The sequence below is a fragment of the Parafrankia sp. EAN1pec genome (genome assembly GCF_000018005.1).
Classification (GTDB): Bacteria; Actinomycetota; Actinomycetes; order Frankiales; family Frankiaceae; genus Parafrankia; species Parafrankia soli.
Genome location: NC_009921.1, coordinates 3,186,519 through 3,201,729, shown reverse-complemented (window position 1 = coordinate 3,201,729; position 15,211 = coordinate 3,186,519). Strand labels below are relative to the sequence as shown.

At 67.9% G+C, this 15,211-nt stretch carries 11 protein-coding genes; 5 read left to right on the top strand and 6 right to left on the bottom strand.

What is annotated here, in order from left to right:
- The first annotated feature begins 48 nt into the window (after nt 1–48).
- The 5 genes from FRANEAN1_RS13200 to FRANEAN1_RS13180 all read left to right on the top strand — a co-directional run bounded on the left by FRANEAN1_RS13200 (nt 49) and on the right by FRANEAN1_RS13180 (nt 6,049).
- Entirely contained in the window at nt 49–837 is a 789-nt protein-coding gene (locus tag FRANEAN1_RS13200; RefSeq protein WP_020460293.1) for an enoyl-CoA hydratase/isomerase family protein, read from the top strand.
- A gap of 3 nt (nt 838–840) precedes the next feature.
- Nucleotides 841–2,478: a class I adenylate-forming enzyme family protein gene (locus FRANEAN1_RS13195; RefSeq protein ID WP_020460292.1), complete on the top strand. Its 1,638-nt coding sequence runs from the start codon at nt 841–843 to the stop codon at nt 2,476–2,478.
- A gap of 485 nt (nt 2,479–2,963) precedes the next feature.
- The gene (locus FRANEAN1_RS13190; RefSeq protein WP_020460291.1) at nt 2,964–3,650 is read left to right on the top strand and encodes a TetR/AcrR family transcriptional regulator; all 687 of its coding nucleotides are present in this window, start codon (nt 2,964–2,966) and stop codon (nt 3,648–3,650) included.
- A 166-nt stretch (nt 3,651–3,816) separates the two neighbouring features.
- Nucleotides 3,817–4,893: an acyl-CoA dehydrogenase family protein gene (locus FRANEAN1_RS13185; RefSeq protein ID WP_020460290.1), complete on the top strand. Its 1,077-nt coding sequence runs from the start codon at nt 3,817–3,819 to the stop codon at nt 4,891–4,893.
- Complete coding sequence (locus FRANEAN1_RS13180) at nt 4,883–6,049, top strand: acyl-CoA dehydrogenase family protein (RefSeq protein ID WP_020460289.1); 1,167 nt, start codon at nt 4,883–4,885, stop codon at nt 6,047–6,049. Before FRANEAN1_RS13185 ends, FRANEAN1_RS13180 begins: the two co-directional genes overlap by 11 nt.
- 163 nt (nt 6,050–6,212) lie before the next feature.
- Here FRANEAN1_RS13180 and FRANEAN1_RS13175 read toward each other — a convergent pair whose 3' ends face one another.
- From FRANEAN1_RS13175 to FRANEAN1_RS13150, 6 genes are all read right to left on the bottom strand, one after another.
- A complete protein-coding gene (locus tag FRANEAN1_RS13175; RefSeq protein ID WP_347177119.1) occupies nt 6,213–7,298 on the bottom strand; it encodes an ABC transporter substrate-binding protein in 1,086 nt (361 codons plus the stop codon).
- A 284-nt stretch (nt 7,299–7,582) separates the two neighbouring features.
- Entirely contained in the window at nt 7,583–8,344 is a 762-nt protein-coding gene (locus tag FRANEAN1_RS13170; protein ID WP_020460287.1) for an SDR family oxidoreductase, read from the bottom strand.
- A 588-nt stretch (nt 8,345–8,932) separates the two neighbouring features.
- A complete protein-coding gene (locus FRANEAN1_RS13165) occupies nt 8,933–10,165 on the bottom strand; it encodes an ABC transporter substrate-binding protein (protein ID WP_157472620.1) in 1,233 nt (410 codons plus the stop codon).
- A 926-nt stretch (nt 10,166–11,091) separates the two neighbouring features.
- Entirely contained in the window at nt 11,092–12,642 is a 1,551-nt protein-coding gene (locus FRANEAN1_RS13160) for an acyl-CoA synthetase (protein WP_020460283.1), read from the bottom strand.
- Between the two features lie 285 nt (nt 12,643–12,927).
- Nucleotides 12,928–14,160 carry a cytochrome P450 gene (locus FRANEAN1_RS13155; RefSeq protein WP_041254115.1) on the bottom strand — a complete coding sequence of 411 codons (1,233 nt, stop codon included), beginning with the start codon at nt 14,158–14,160 and terminating at the stop codon, nt 12,928–12,930.
- Between the two features lie 152 nt (nt 14,161–14,312).
- Nucleotides 14,313–15,203 (bottom strand): enoyl-CoA hydratase-related protein, encoded by an 891-nt coding sequence (locus FRANEAN1_RS13150; RefSeq protein WP_063748340.1) that lies wholly within the window; start codon nt 15,201–15,203, stop codon nt 14,313–14,315.
- Nucleotides 15,204–15,211 lie beyond the last annotated feature (8 nt).

Genomic DNA, 15,211 nt, shown 5'->3' with positions numbered 1-15,211 from the left:
GCGAACCTCGAAGCAACGTCGAAGTTCGTGGAACCCTCAGGGAGTGACGTGGTCGAGCGCGAGGACCCGAGTAGCCCGCTACTCATCGAGACCCGCGGCGCCGTGCGAGTCGTGACCTTGAACCGCCCGGGCGCCTTCAACGCGGTCGACGAGGCGCTTCACCGTGCGCTCGCGGACCTGTGGCCGGCGCTCGACGCGGCCGAGGACATCCGCGCCGTCGTCCTCACCGGTGCGGGCGACGCCTTCTCGGCCGGCGGCGATCTCGGCCTCCTCGACCGGATGACCCGCGACGCCAGGCTGAGGGCCGACGTGATGCGGGAGGCCGCGGACATCGTCCGGGGGATCACGTCTGTCCGTGTTCCCATCGTCACCGCCGTCAACGGCGCGGCGGTGGGGCTCGGGTGCAGCCTCGCCGCGATGAGTGACCTGGTCGTCGTCGAGGAGCAGGCGTACTTCGCCGATCCGCACGTGATGTTGGGGTTGGTCGCCGCAGACGGCGGTGCGCTGACCTGGCCCCTGCTGATCAGCCTGCTTCGTGCCAAGGAGTTCATCCTGCTGGGCGAGCGCATCCCGGCCGAGGAGGCACTGCGGCTGGGGCTGGCCAACCGGGTGGTCCCCCGCGGCACCGCGCGCGCCACCGCGCTCGAGCTCGCGACCCGCCTGGCCGCGCTGCCGCCCCAGGCGGTGACCGAGAGCAAGGCGCTGCTCAACGCCGGCGTCCGGCAGGCGGTCGAGTCGCTGCTGAAGACCGGCCTCGACAGCGAGTCCGCGTCTTTCGAGGAGCCGGCGTTCCAGCGCAACCTCGCCAGGATGCTCAGCCGGACGGGATCGGCCTGACCCGTGCCCGACAAGATCGAGAAAGAACCAACCCAGGCCGAGCAGGCCGTTACCCGGAGGCGACCGCTCTTCCCGCGGGCCTCCCCGGAGCGCGTGGCGCGCTACCGGGCGGAGCGACTGTGGGACGACCGGGGTCTGGCGGACGGTGTCGAGGCGGCAGCCGTCCGACGGCCGGACGCGCCGGCGATCGTGGACAACGATCGGCGGCTCACCTATGCCGAGCTGAGCGGGGCCGTGGCCAGCGGGGTGGCGGCTCTGGCCGCACGGGATGTGCGGGCCGGCGACGGCGTGGTCCTCATCAGCGGCAACACCCGCCACGGAGTGATCGCTTACCATGCCCTGCTGCGCACCGGTGTCACGGTGCTGGTGCTGGATCGGCGCTGCGGTGTCGCGGACATACTGTTCGCCCTGGACGCGCTCCCCGGTCGGGCCCGCGTGATCGTCCCCGCCGGGGAGAAAAACCGCCTCGACGAGGCACTGACCGCCGCCGAGGTTCTGCCGCTCGAACTGTTCGACGTCCAGCCGGCGCCCCTGGCCCCGCCGACACGGACACCGGCGGCGTGGGCCGAACCGGACCGCGACCGTGCCGCGGTGATCCTGTTCAGCTCGGGAACCACCGGCAGGCCCAAGGGCGTCGTCCACTCGCTCAACACGCTGACCGCCGGCACCGCCAACATGGCGCGCGTCACCTCGACCGACCTGAGCTCGGTGGTCTTCCTCGTCAGCCCGCTGACCAGCATCACCGGCCTGATGCAGATCCAGCTCGCAGCCGATCAGCACGGCACGCTCGTTCTGGAGGACCGTTTCCAGCCCGAGCAGACACTGCAACGGATGAACGCGGTGGGCGCGACCCTGTTGGGCGGCGCACCGGTCATCGCCGAGCGGCTGCTGGCCGCCGCGACATCCGCGGGACCGGGCACCGGCGTCAGCCTGCGGACACTCGCACTCGGCGGCGCGATGCTGCCGCGCCCGCTGCTCGAGCTGGCCACGGACACGTTCGGGATCGAGATCGCCCGGGTGTACGGCTCATCCGAGGCGCCCATATTCTCGGGGAGTCTGCCGCTCGACGAGCGTGAGCGACGGCTGTCCGACGACGGCGCGCTCATGCCCGGTGGCGAGATGCGTGCCGGCTCCACCGCTCACCCGCGGGAAGGCCTCCTGCGAGGGCCGAGCGTCTTCCTGGGATATCTGGACCCGGCGGACGACGAGGCCGCGTTCGAGGACGGCTGGTACCGCAGCGGTGATCAGATCGAGGTGCACCAGGGCAGGCTGACCGTCGTCGGGAGGATCAAGGAGATCGTCAACCGCAACGGCCTCAAGATCTCGCCGAGCGAGATCGACACCGCCCTGGCGGGGTTGCCGGGGGTGCTTGAACACGCCTCGTTCGGGCTCCCCGACCCATCGACCGGCGAACGGCTCGCGGTCGCGGTCGCGGTCGCGGTCGGCAGCATCGTCACGCTCGACGACGTCGTGGCGCATCTCCTCACCCGGGGGATAGCCAAGCGCAAGCTGCCGGAGCAGCTCGTGCGCTGGGACGGCCCACTCCCCCGCACCATCTCCGGGAAGGTCGTCCGATCCCGGCTCGTCATGGAGTCACCGGCGAAGGACAGCGACCTGGCAGTGCGGCTGCGGGAGCACTGACCACCACCGCCACCGGTTGGATCGCCAGCCCCGCGGCCCAACCGGTGCACCATCACCATCGACCCGTGCACCGGCCAGCACGATCTGACGTGGCAGGCACCACATCTACAATATCGACGTCAAGCTAAATGTTGGGGCAACATGGCACGAGCATCGTGGGAGGTGGAGCGAGCGTGGCATGGGACCGCAGGCGTAGCGGGCTGTCGTCCACCCTGCACGGCTGGAGCGGGAACGGCTGGGCCTGGCGGCAGCACGAAGCGACAGACGGGGTGTATCCGAGGACCATGTCAACGCCCGCTTCCCTCCCGCCCCCGAAGTCGCGCAGACCATCCGCGTCCGAACGGTAGGACCGCTGGGCAGCCGTCCGGGTGAGGGACCGATGGGACAAACGCAGGCGCTCAACAGTGTCCCCCAGACCCGTCACTGGTCAGTAGGTTCCGGCACGAGCCAGCAGAACCGGTTGACACGCGCCGAGAGGACCCGCCGTGGCTGAACGTACCCAACACGGGACTGCACTACCCAGCGCCCCCCGCGCGCGACGCGACGAGGTGGAAGTAGGTAAGCGTCGCGGCACCGGGCGCACCCGCCGAGGCCGCGAGAGCCGCAGTCAGCTCGTCGATGCCGCCCGCGTCGTGTTCGAGCGTGACGGTTTCCTCCATGCCAGGGTAGCCGACATCTGCGATCTGGCGGGATTCTCCCACGGCTCGTTCTACACGTACTTCGTCTCCAAGGAGGAGATCTTCCGGGAGGTGGTCGACTCGGTCGAGCTCGATCTCCTCACTCCCGAGCTGACCGGCTCCGACACCGATCCGATCGAACGCATCCGCGCGGCCAACCGTCACTATCTGGAGACGTACGCCGCCAATGCCAAAATAATGCAGGTCATCCAGCAGGTCGCCACTTTCGACAACGACGTCCTCAAGATCCGCCTTCAACGCCACGAAGTCTTCGCTCACGCCATCGAGCGACGAGTGCGGATACTCCAGGACGCCGACTTCGCCGACCGCAACGTCGACCCCGCGTACGCCGCACAGGCACTCGGCGGGATGGTCGCCTACTTCGCAGACCTCCTGTTCAACACCGAGAACAGCTCCGGCTTCGATCTCGAGACCGCGGTGAGCCAGCTCACCATCCTCTGGACGAACGCGCTCGGAATTCGCCCACACCTCTGATCATCGGCCGGAGCGAGCACCCGGCGAGCCCCAGCCCGTGGCACGGCCACGGGCTGGCGCGCCCTGGCTGCACGCGCCACCGGTCCAGTGCCCCGGTCCAGTGCCGCCGCCCCGCTTCCAGTGGTCCCTGGTCACCGCTTGACCGTGAGTTCAACACCACCTCAGAATGTCGAAGTCGACGTCGAAACCGAGGTTCTGGCCGCCTGACACGGGAGCTGATGCTGTTCTGATCACCACTGACGCCTCCGAGGAGATCCGCCAGCTTCGCGACGCGCTACGCGGGACACTGGGAACCGCTCACCAGGAGTTCCCGTCGATGCCCACGGCTGGCTGGCGCGAAAAGTGGGGAACTCTCGCTGAGCTCGGTGTGACCGGCTTTTGCGTGCCCGAGGAGAAGGGGGGCGTCGGCCTGCGGGTCGACGCGGCGGTGGCTGTGGCGATGGAGCTTGGCGCCGCGCTGCACGGCAGCCCGTACGCCGGGCTGGCGGCGGGCGCCCGTGTCCTGGCGTTGGCTGATGATCCGGTTGCTGACCAGGTCCTGTCCGGCGTTCTGGCCGGTGAGCGTGTCTGTGGGTTTGGGCGCCTGAGCCGTGACGGTTGCGTCGCGCGGCTGGTCGACGGTGTACCGGAGTCGGACGCACTGCTGTTGCTGGACTATTCGCGCGACGGCGCCACTCTTCTCCTGGACCCGCTCGACTGGAGCGCCGATGCCTCCCGTCACGGCTTCGACGTCTCCAGGACGTGTGCCGATGTCACCATGGCACCGGGCCGAGGCCGCCGCATCGCGGTGCCGAGCGACGCCGTCGACCTGTACGAGCTGCTCCTGGCTGCTGACGCTGTCGGCGGTGTGCAGCGCATGCTGGAACGCACGGTCGCCTACGCCGGCCAGCGCCGTACCTTCGGCCGGCGGATCGGCGGGTTCCAGGCAGTACAGCATCGGCTGGTCGATCACAGCGTGCGAGTGAGAGGTATGGCACTCGTGGTCACCGAGGCGGCTCGGCTCTTCGCCGCCTCGTCACCTCACGCCCGGCGGTGGGTCGCCGTGGCCGGATCGAGCGTGAGTGCCGGCGCCCCGCACATCCTGCACGACCTTCTGCAGCTCAGCGGGGCCATCGGCTTCACCTGGGAGTACGGACTGCACTTCTACGAGCGCCGGATTCACCAGGACGCCCGGCTGGCTGCCAATCCGCGAGCTGCCGTACGTTCGCTCGCCGACATCGAAGGATGGACCGATGCCCACTGACATCGAGGCGTACCGCGAACAGATCCGGTCCTTCATCGCCGACCAGGGCCTACGTCTGCACCGCGAAGGTGTGCGCGTCCCGCGGGACTCCGACGAGGAACGGACGATCCGGGGATGGTTGCGGTCGCTGTACGAGGCCGGCTACCTCGGCGCCGGCTGGCCACCTGGGTGGGGCGGACGGCCGGGCCATCTCCCGGTACACGACCTGGCGCTGATGGAAGAGCTCATCCGCGGTGACGCCTACCGCCCACTCGACCAGGTGATGTTGGCCAGCCACGCGATCATCGCGTTCGGAACCGAGAAGCAGAAGCAGGAGCTGCTGCCCCGCATCCGTTCCGCGGAGCACATCTGGTGCCAGTTGTTCAGCGAGCCGGACGCCGGCAGCGACCTTGCCGCGCTGCGCACGCGCGCCGAGCCGGACGGCGACGGGTTCCTCGTTACCGGCCAGAAGATCTGGAGCACCGATGCCCAATGGGCTGACATGGGGATGCTCGTCGCCCGCACGGACCCGGCTGTCGAGCGCCACGCTGGGATCACCGCGTTCGTCGTCCCGATGAACCTGCCCGGCATAGAGGTCCGGCCCATCCGCGAGATGACCGGATTCGCCGAGTTCTGTGAGGTGTTCCTCGACGGTGTCCGCCTCGGCCCCGAGCACGTACTGGGCGACGTGAACGGCGGTTGGAAAGTCCTGACCTCAGGCCTGGCCTCCGAGCGGGCGTTCGTCGGCGCTAATGCGGTTCAGCTCGACCGCATGTTTTCCGACCTGATCTCCTTGGCAACCGCCGCCCGCCAGCCCGACGGCACAACAGCCCTCGAGCACGAAGACGTCCAGGCTCACCTCGCGACGGCCCTGGCACGGGTGGAAGAGGTCAAGCTCATCGTGCGCGACACCGTCGATCGAATTCTGGACGACAACGAGCATCCGAGCGACGGCCCCGTCGCCAAACTCGCCTACACAGAGACGAACGTAGCGCTGACAGAACTTGCGATGCAGCTCATCACCTCGTCGACGTCAATCGACGACGACGGCCTCGAGATCGCTGACCGCTGGTATCACAACTATCTCTGGGGCCGTGCGCTGACCATCTCCGGTGGCGCATCAGAAATCATCCGCGGCATCATCGGCCGGCAACTCCTCCACCTTCCCCGGGCGTGACTGCCTGACCGCGAGCCGCGCCTTCGGGCTGTGACTAAGCCCAGTCCTGCGGCTCACCCCGTGACAAGTGACGGATGGCAGCTGGGCTGGACAGGAATCCCGGAACCGCGAACCGCCGCTGAGTACGGGGATATCCTGGCGCGACCCATTCGATGGCCAGTGATCATTTACCGTCAGCGCACACGCGCTCCTGGACGACCTGGAACTCATTACCCGCCGGACTGACCTGTACGAACGCATAACAGCTGAGCTGCACGCCGAGGTTGTCCCTGAGGCTCACCGGCTCGATCAGACCGCCGGCATCATAGGAGGTGACTTTTCGCAGACCCTCGATGAAGGCTGCGCGGGTGGGGCAGGCGCCAGCCAGCTCAAGGCCCTGGATGAACAAGTCAGTATAGACGTATGCAAGCAACGCAAACTGCCGCTCGGGAACCCCGGTCTCCGGGGCGAACCGGGCCATCGCATCGCGGTAGCGGTCCATGGCCTCGCCACCTGCTTCGAAAGGGCGGAAGTACACGGGAGCCGAAACTCCTGCAAGCGCCGGCCCGAACGTGGGCAGCAACGCACGGTCATACACGGCCTGGGCAACGCTGGCCACGATGCGCAGCTCGGCGGAGCGAGCGGCTTGTATGATTTCCGCAAATTCTTCCGCCGTGGTGAAGCCAACTATGGAATCAGCTCCAAGACTGGCAATCCTTTGCACGACCCGGGATGGACTCTCGGCCGCACTCGCATAAGAAATCGAGCCGACGACGTTGACGCCGGCCGCGCGCATCTCCGCAATATATTTCGCCACGGTCTCCGGTACAGAGTCAATGGCTCCCGCGACCAGCACTGCCACCTTTCTTCCGCCGAGAGACTGAATATAGCGACCGATCGTCACGGGCGAAGCCTCGTACGAGTACGAGAACATGTTCCGATGCTTAGCCCAGCCGGGACTGGCCGCCAGCCCCACCACCGGAATCCCCGCCGCCTCCAGGGCATCCATCGACGGGTCGAGCGCAGTCGTCACCGCCAGAAGACCGAAAACCGGCTCACTCCGCACAAGCTCCTCGGTCGCCACCACGTTTACCGAGGCGGAGCTCCCGTCATCACGCCAATCATAGGTGATCTCACGGCCATTTATTCCGCCGGCCGCATTGACGAGACCTATTCTGGCCTCCACACCTGCACGTGCCGAGGACAGCGCTTCATGGCCGGGACCGGAGTCCGAGACGACGAATCCGATCTTCACCTGGTCGGATGTCACACCAGGGCTTTCGCAGGCACCTGCCTGGTTGTTCTCGGACTCACCTGCCGAGCAGCCGACCGCAGCGGCAGAAACTACCAGTGCTGCCGCGACGACCCCCAGGGGTCTCACCAGACGACCTGATCGCAAGATTTTCCCTATCTGATACGGAGATCAATCAGAGGTACGAGAGCCGACTTCCCCGAACGGACGACAGAACCCGACAGGGGCGCACGGAGGTGTTCATGCTCCGCTGACGTTTACTCTGCTCGCCGGTTCTTCGAGGGAGCTACGGTGCTTCCACCTCAGGTCTTCGGCCCGCCAGCAACGTAGAGGACTTGGCCCGAGACGAACCCGGCGCCCTCGCTGACCAGGAAGGAAACGGTGTGCGCGATGTCAGCGGGGAGGCCGACCCGGGCCACTGGGATCTGTGCCGCTCGACGGGCGGCGTAGGCCTCCCAGGACTCCCCGAGCCGAACCGCGGTGGTTCTGGTCATCTCGGTGTCGATCAGACCGGGCGCGATCGCGTTGCAGGTGACGCCGAACTTCCCGAGCTCGATTGCCACGGTCTTGGTGAAACCCTGCAGGCCCGCCTTCGCCGCCGCGTAGTTGGCCTGGCCGCGGTTGCCCAGCGCCGAGGTGCTGGAAAGATTCACGATCCGACCGAAGCGGGAGTCGACCATGTGTGCCTGCACCGCACGGGTCATGAGGAAGGTACCGCGCAGGTGTACCCCCACTACCAGGTCCCAATCCGTCTCGGTCATCCTGAACAGCAGGTTGTCGCGGGTGATGCCCGCGTTGTTGACCAATACGGTGGGGGGTCCGAGCTCGCCGGCCACCCGCTCCACGGCCGCCATGGCCTGGTCGGCATCGGTCACGTCGGCTCCCACCGCCAGCGCGGTGCCGCCCGCGACGGCGATCGCGTCGACCGTGTTCTTGACGGCGGACTCGTTCAGGTCCAAGGCGGCGACCGCCATCCCCTCGGCGGCTAGGCGCATGGCCGTGGCAGCGCCTATCCCACGGGCGGCTCCCGTGACGATCGCGACCCGGGCAACTGCGGAGGACATATCTGTGCCCCTTCTCAAGAAGTTCGCTGTAACGAGGTAGCCCTCGGATGCCCGGGCGGGTAGGACGGCGGCCGTGGCTGGGCACGGCCGAGGTCGAGCCCGCCGGCGGCGCCGGACCTGGGCAACCAGCCGGAGCGGCCGGTCGGTCCGTGAGACCGGATCGGGCCCGAGTCGGGCGACCAGGGCGATCTACTTCGTTCGCCGCCGGAGACCACCCGTGATCGCCATGATCCGCCGCAAACTCGGCCCCCGGCCCCGAGCTACAGAGCGACTCTGGTCGCCGCGACTGCCGCAGCGGGGTTCGGGTCGCCTGGGCAGTCGATCACCCGCTGCCGCGTCGGCCATATCGTTCATCGTAGTCGACGTCGATATTGAGATAGACGTCGACCAGGATGGACCGGTTCGCTATGGTTCGACCCTGGACCGGGGCGCCCACCACCGATACCAGCCACAACTGTGACGACGGGCTGGCGGATACGCGATCGTTGTGATCGGTAGGCGGCAGAGCCGTCCGCGGGCCTTCTCCTCCTACCAGGAGGCCAGGTAGGAGGAGAACTCCTGCCCGCGGCCAGCGTGCCCGCGGCTCGGTCAGTCCGGGATCGGAGAGCTCCCGACCACGTTGAAGTCGGTGGCCTGGCCGTCGCTGTCGAGGCTCGCCGTCAGTCCGCCCCGCACGCACACCGCGGGCGTCTCGGGGTTGGCCTTGCCGTTGCAGCGGAACTTCAGCCCGCCCGCGCCCGGCAGCTCCTTCTCCGGCATCGATCTGATGGCGGCCACGGCCGTCGCCGGGGTGACGTCGCCCTTGATGCCCTCAAGCGCTGCCGCGAGGCCCGCGAAGGTGGCGAACATGCCCCGACCGGTGGACGAACTGGCATCGATGTCCTTGCCGTAGGTCTCGAGCACGGCGTTGTAGAGGACGCTGGACGGGTCATCCCCGCCGGCCGGCATCGAGGCGGCGACGCTCATGCCGTCCAGCACGTCGCCCGGCACCGCCTTGCGGGTCGCGTCGGTGATGCACTGCGAGATCGCGCCGATGCTGCCGTCGTACCCGACCGCCCTCAGGCCGTTGAAGGCGCTGATACAGAACGAGTCGTTGCCGATGACGAACACCAACCCTGGGTCACCGCCCGCGACACCCTGCAGCTGCGGCGTCATGTCGGCTGTGCCCGGTGGGATACGGATGAGCTGGTAGTCGAGCCCTGCCTTCGCCATCTGCTTCGGCACGACCTCCTGGACGCTGTAGAGCAAGGCGGGCACGTCGATGGCCACCAACGTCACCTTCTTGAGCTTCTTCTCCTTCGCGAGGGCGATCGGCAGCTGCTGAATCGTGAAACTCGGATCGGTCACCGTGAAGGTCGTCGGGTCGGTGAGGGCCGTCGGGCTGGTCGCGCTGTATAACATCGCCGGCACATCAGCGTCGGCCAGCGGCTGCCAGACGCTGTCACCGACCGCCGACTCACTGACCGCGACCGCGACGACGTCCTTCTCGACCATCTGGTTGCCGCAGTCCGTGCCCTTGGCCGGGTCCGCCTGCGTCTCACACGTCACAAGCTCGACGGGCCGACCACCGATCCCCCCGCGATGCTCGTTCAGGTATTTCGCGGTCGCCTTCGCTACCGCGAACTGCACCGAGTTGTCGATCGCGGCGGACCTGCCGTCCGAGACGATACCGATCTTGACGGGGGTTCCCGCCGCCTTCCTGACCGGACCGAGCGCGTCGGCGGCCGCGGATGAATCCACCGTGGTGGGCGTGCTCCCGCCGTCATCCGAACCGCACGCCGCGGCTAACACGAGCAGCGCCAGGGACGCCGATAAGAGCATGCCCGCCGAGCGTCGGCGGTGCCGCCTCGCCGTCGAATGACCGTGTAGGACTACCGTGTCATACATAATCTTCATACCTCACAGTTGTCTGCCCGCAGGACCATTCGCCACAGCGGGCCATTCGAGCTGAGTACGGCAACCACGCCCGTCGGCCGGCCGCCGCCCATCCTGGAGCGCGCACCGTTCCGCCGTCTGATGGGACGTCAACGCCTTGCCGATGGCCGGCCGAGAACGGGTCTCCGGTTCCGGGCCCGCCTCCGACCCCAAGCCATCGCCGTACGGGGTACGGCCGGCCCCCGGCATGGGAGATTGTCGACCGACCAGCCAGCGGCCACGATCGCATCACTCCCGACCTCCATGCGACGCACCACCATGCGGGCGCCAGGGGCACTCTGCCACGAACCTGAACTCGATGTCGAGTTTGAGTGAAGCGCCTCCACGCTGACTGGACGCCGTCCCGCACGCGACCGCAGCGGTGCGCTCGGTGTCGCCAACCTCGTCGCGGAGTTCGGTGCGACAGCCGGGACCCCGCGGACCGCCGGTGGAGATGGGCACGACGTGCCGCCCGATGGGCGACTGCGGCGGACCGATGCCCGTTCAGGCCGAGCAGCCCAGGGCCACCGGTGGCGGGAGAGCGACGCCGGGCCGCGCGCGTGGGTCGACACCGCGCCCAACGACCGGCGCGGATGCGGCCATGCCGCCAGGACAGCGCGCACCGCCGCCGCCGGAGGCCGGCCGCGCGACGGTCGGCCGGTCGCCAGTGGCGTGGAGCGGGTCGCGGGGCTCCAGTTCGAGAATGAACAGCTCGAAATCGTTACCCGGAAACCAGGATCAGCGTCACTCAACGCAGACGGGGAACAGCGGCGGCAGAAATCCCAGCAGCTTCACGGGCACCGTGTCACCGTAGCTGTTGAACGCCTTTCCTGCTACCGCGGTAGCGCAGCACCGAGGTATTCCTGGCGCAGGGCGTTCTTGGCGAGTTTGCCGGTGGACATGCGCGGTAGCTGGTCGCGGAAGGTGATTGCTCGGGGGACCTTGTAGCCGGCGAGGTGGTCGCGGGCGAACGCGCGGATTTGCTCGGCGAGTTCGGGTGTGGCGTCGACGCCGTCCGTGGGCTGAACGACGGCGTGGACATATTCGCCCATGTCGGCGTGCGGAAGGCCGAAGACGGCGACATCCGTGATGGCGGGGTGCAGGATGAGGGCGGCCTCGATCTCGGCGGGGTAGATGTTGACCCCTCCGGATATGATCATGAAGCTTTTGCGGTCCGTCAGGTATAGGTAGCCGTCGGTATCGACGTAGCCCATGTCTCCGGAGGTCGTCCAGGTCGGGTGCTTGGGGTGGCGGCCCTCGCGAGTCTTTTCGGGGTCGTTGTGGTATTCGAAGTGCTCCGTCCCCCGGTCGAAGTACAGCAGCCCGGGCTCGCCTACCGGTAGCTCCCTACCGTTGTCGTCGCAGATGTGCGGGGTGCCGATGATTGTTCTGCCGACAGATCCCGGATGTGCCAGCCAGTCGGCGGAGCCGATGAACGTCATACCGGAGCCTTCAGTGCTGGAGTAGTACTCGTCGACGATCGGGCCGAGCCAGTCGATCATCTGACGTTTGATGGCCGGGGGGCAGGGTGCTCCCGCATGTGTCAATGAGCGGAGGCTGGAGACGTCGTATCTCGTTCGTACTTCGGCCGGGAGTTTCAGTAGGCGGATCATCATCGTGGGGACGACTTGGGCGTGGGTGACTCGTTCTTTTTCGATAACGGCAAGCATCTGTTCGGCGTCGAAGCGGTCCATGATGACGAGTGTCGCGCCGAGCTCGTGGGCGCCGGCTGCCCAGTGCAGGCTAGCTGCGTGGTACAGCGGCGCCGGGGTTAGGTATGTCGAGTCCTCGCCGATTCCGAGAAATGCCTTTGCCATCGGAGAGGCACTGGGGCGGCCGGGCTGGTCCACCTGCAGGTCGGACAGCGGGCGTCGGATGCCTTTGGCGCGTCCGGTCGTGCCGGAGGAGTAGAGCATGACGTCGCCGGCTGGCTGGTCGGCGAGCGGTGCGGCGGACTGGGCCGCGATCACTTCCTCGTACGATTCGAAGCCGTCCTCGGTCCCGTCCAGGAGGAGGAGCGTTGAGCAGGTCGGGCTGAGATCCGCGGCCGTGCGGGCCAGGTCGGTGAACCGGGCGGTAGTGACGAGTACGCGTGCTGCGGAGTCACCGAGCAGGTGGGCGGCTTCGGCCGCGGTCAGGTGCCAGTTGACCGCCGTCAGGTAGAGCCCGGAGCGGATCGCTGCCCAGTACACCTCCAGGTAGCGCGCGTGGTTCTCGGCCAGGAGGGCCACCGTGTCGCCGGGCCGCAGTCCGCGGGCTCGGAGCACGCGGGCGAACTGGCGGGACCGTGCCTCCAGCGATCCGTAGCTGACCCGCTCTCCGGCCGGGCAGAGCACTACGGCCGGCTTGGCGGGGTCCTTCTCGGCGTAGAAGCCCGGATACATCCGCGTTCCTCCAGGAGTGTGTGGTCAACGGCAGCTGCCCCGCGGTACTGCTTCCCGATGGTGCGACCCAGGTACGACCGATGTATAGCCGGTCCTTCACGACGACAGAGGAACTGTGCGTATGGTTCGGGAAGATCAAAGGGCACCGCCAGCCAGAAAAACCGACAGGGTTTCGCTTAGAATCGACGCGGTATTGCTGCGTACGGCCGGGGTGAGGGCCGTGAGTGGGTCGCGCCGGACGCGGACAGTTCGGCGGATGTGTCCAGCTCTGCCGTTCAGTTTTCTTCAGGTCATGGTGTAGCGGATTGGTAGGCGCTTCGGTCCGCCGACGAACAGTGTTTCCATGTACTCGGGGGTGCCGGCCAGGTCGATGGAGCGCAGGCGGGGTACCAGCTCGGCGTAGAGGGCTTGGCCTTCGAGGCGGGCCAGGTGGGTGCCAAGGCAGTAGTGGGCGCCGAACCCGAAAGCGACGTGCCGGTTGGGTGTGCGGCCGACGTCGAAGGTGTCGGGGTTGTCGAAGACGTCCTCGTCGCGGTTGGCCGAAGGGTAGGACAGCAGCACCGACTCGCCTGCCGCGATAGGAACGCCGCGGATCTCGGTGTCCCGGGCGGCGGTGCGCATGAACTGCTTGACCGGGGTGACCCAGCGGATCATCTCGTCGAACGCGGTGGGCACGAGGCCGGGGTTCTCGGACAGCCGGCGCCACTGGTCCGGGTACTGCAGCAGCGCGTGCATTCCTCCGGCGAGCGCTGAGCTGGTGGTGTCGTGACCTGCGGTGGCGATCAGCACGTAGTAGCCGATGGCTTCGAGTTCGCCGATGGGCTCGCCGTCGATGGTGGCGTTCGCGATCACGGAGGCCAGGTCGTCGGTCGGGTTGGCTCTCCGGTCGGCGGTCAGTGCCTGGAAGTAGGTGAAGAAGTCCAGCAGCGCCGCCATCAGCGCCTGTTCGTCGCCGCTGCCGCGGGCCATGTCCGGGTCGTTGGCGCCGAACAGTTCCTGGGTGAGTTTCAGCATTCTGGGGAAGTCGTCCTCGGGGAGGCCGAGCAGCGACAGGATGACGTAGAGCGGGTAGTGGCAGGCGACGTCGGCGAAGAAATCGCACGCGCCGCCGAAATCGGCCATGGTGTCGACATAGCGCTTGGCGAGCTCGGCGATGCGTCCGGCCAGGCGCCGCACGCCGAGCGGTTTGAACCACTCCGCGCTGATGTGCCGGTAGACGGGATGGTCCGGTGCGTCCATCTGTATCAGGGTGCGGACGGGGGCGTCCTCTGCGGCGCGGCCGTCCTTCGGTTTCGGGCCCAGCGCGGGGCGTGGGGCGTTGCGCCAGATGTCCGAACCTCGTGAGATCGTCATGACGTCGTCATGCTTGGTGATGGCGTAGAACGACTCGAAGTCCTCGTGTTCGACGCGCTGTACCGGAGCGGCGCGCCGCAGCAGCGCCGTGGCGGTATGGAACCGCTGGTTGTCGGCGTATGCCGTCGGGTCGGTGAAGACGGTGGCCGCTTCCGCGATGTCCATGCCTGGGCCTCCTTCGTGTGTCCCGCGCCAAGGGCTCCCCAGGGGGAGGCTGCCAAGAGCTGACGCGCGACGGTTCGGAATGTTGTCGATGACCAAGGCCCTCGACCGGAAACCCATCAGCGTCTCGATCACCTGTACGTCGTGTGGTCCGGTCATCCTTGTCGTTCCCCCTGTCTGGTCTCGCCGGCTGACGGCTCGACGGCGTCTGGGAGAGTGAACCGAGCATGGGTGGGGTCGAGCCCGGCGAAGGCTGGTGGGCGTCGCTCGCGCCAGCTGCGCACACCCTCGGCGAAGTCCGCCGACGCCAGCGCCGCCTCCAGGTAGGTGTCGGCGCGGGCGACCGCGGCGGGCAGCGTGGAGGTCAGGTCCGTGTAGGTCTGGCGTTTGACGACGCCCATCGCGGCCGGTGAGCAGCCAACGGCCAGTCCCGCCGCGTAGTCCTGTGCGGCGGCCAGCAGTTCGCCGTCGTCGACGATCCTGTTGGCCAGGCCGAGGCGTTCGGCCTCGGCGGCGCGGACCAGGCGGCCGGACAGCAGCAGGTCGTTGGCGACGCCGAGCCCGACGACCCGGGGCAGCAGCCAGGTCATGCCGAGCTCGGCGATCAGGCCGCGGCGGACGAACGCGGTGGCGAACTTCGTCGACGAGCCGGCGAACCGCACGTCGCAGAACAGCGCCAGCTGCATCCCGACGCCGAAACAGGCGCCGTTGACCGCCGCCACGACCGGTTTGGCGATCGTCATCGCGGCCCAGTACGTCGGCCGGGCCGCGTCGATCTCGTAGGAGCCTGCGTCCGCGACGTTGTCGAGGCTGCCACCGTCGGCGCCGACGCAGAAGTCCGGGCCGGCGCCGGTCACCACCACGGCGCGAACTACGGGGTCGAGGGCCAGCCGGTCGAGGGCGGCGAAGAACTGCCGGCCCAGCCGGGGGGTCCAGGCGTTGCCGGGTGGTCGGGTCAGCGTGACCGTGGCGACTCGATCGGCGATCTCGACCTCAATGGTGCCGTCCTCGGCCCACGGCGACCCGCCCGAGGACGGGGTTGCCATGGGGGTGG

Excerpts from the sequence above, each read along its gene's own strand:
- FRANEAN1_RS13160 (WP_020460283.1), bottom strand. The coding sequence starts at position 12,642 with ATGTATCCGGGCTTCTACGCCGAGAAGGACCCCGCCAAGCCGGCCGTA.
- FRANEAN1_RS13180 (WP_020460289.1), top strand. The coding sequence starts at position 4,883 with ATGCCCACTGACATCGAGGCGTACCGCGAACAGATCCGGTCCTTCATC.
- FRANEAN1_RS13165 (WP_157472620.1), bottom strand. The coding sequence starts at position 10,165 with ATGCTCTTATCGGCGTCCCTGGCGCTGCTCGTGTTAGCCGCGGCGTGC.
- FRANEAN1_RS13170 (WP_020460287.1), bottom strand. The coding sequence starts at position 8,344 with ATGTCCTCCGCAGTTGCCCGGGTCGCGATCGTCACGGGAGCCGCCCGT.
- FRANEAN1_RS13150 (WP_063748340.1), bottom strand. The coding sequence starts at position 15,203 with ATGGCAACCCCGTCCTCGGGCGGGTCGCCGTGGGCCGAGGACGGCACC.
- FRANEAN1_RS13155 (WP_041254115.1), bottom strand. The coding sequence starts at position 14,160 with ATGGACATCGCGGAAGCGGCCACCGTCTTCACCGACCCGACGGCATAC.
- FRANEAN1_RS13185 (WP_020460290.1), top strand. The coding sequence starts at position 3,817 with ATGTCGAAGTCGACGTCGAAACCGAGGTTCTGGCCGCCTGACACGGGA.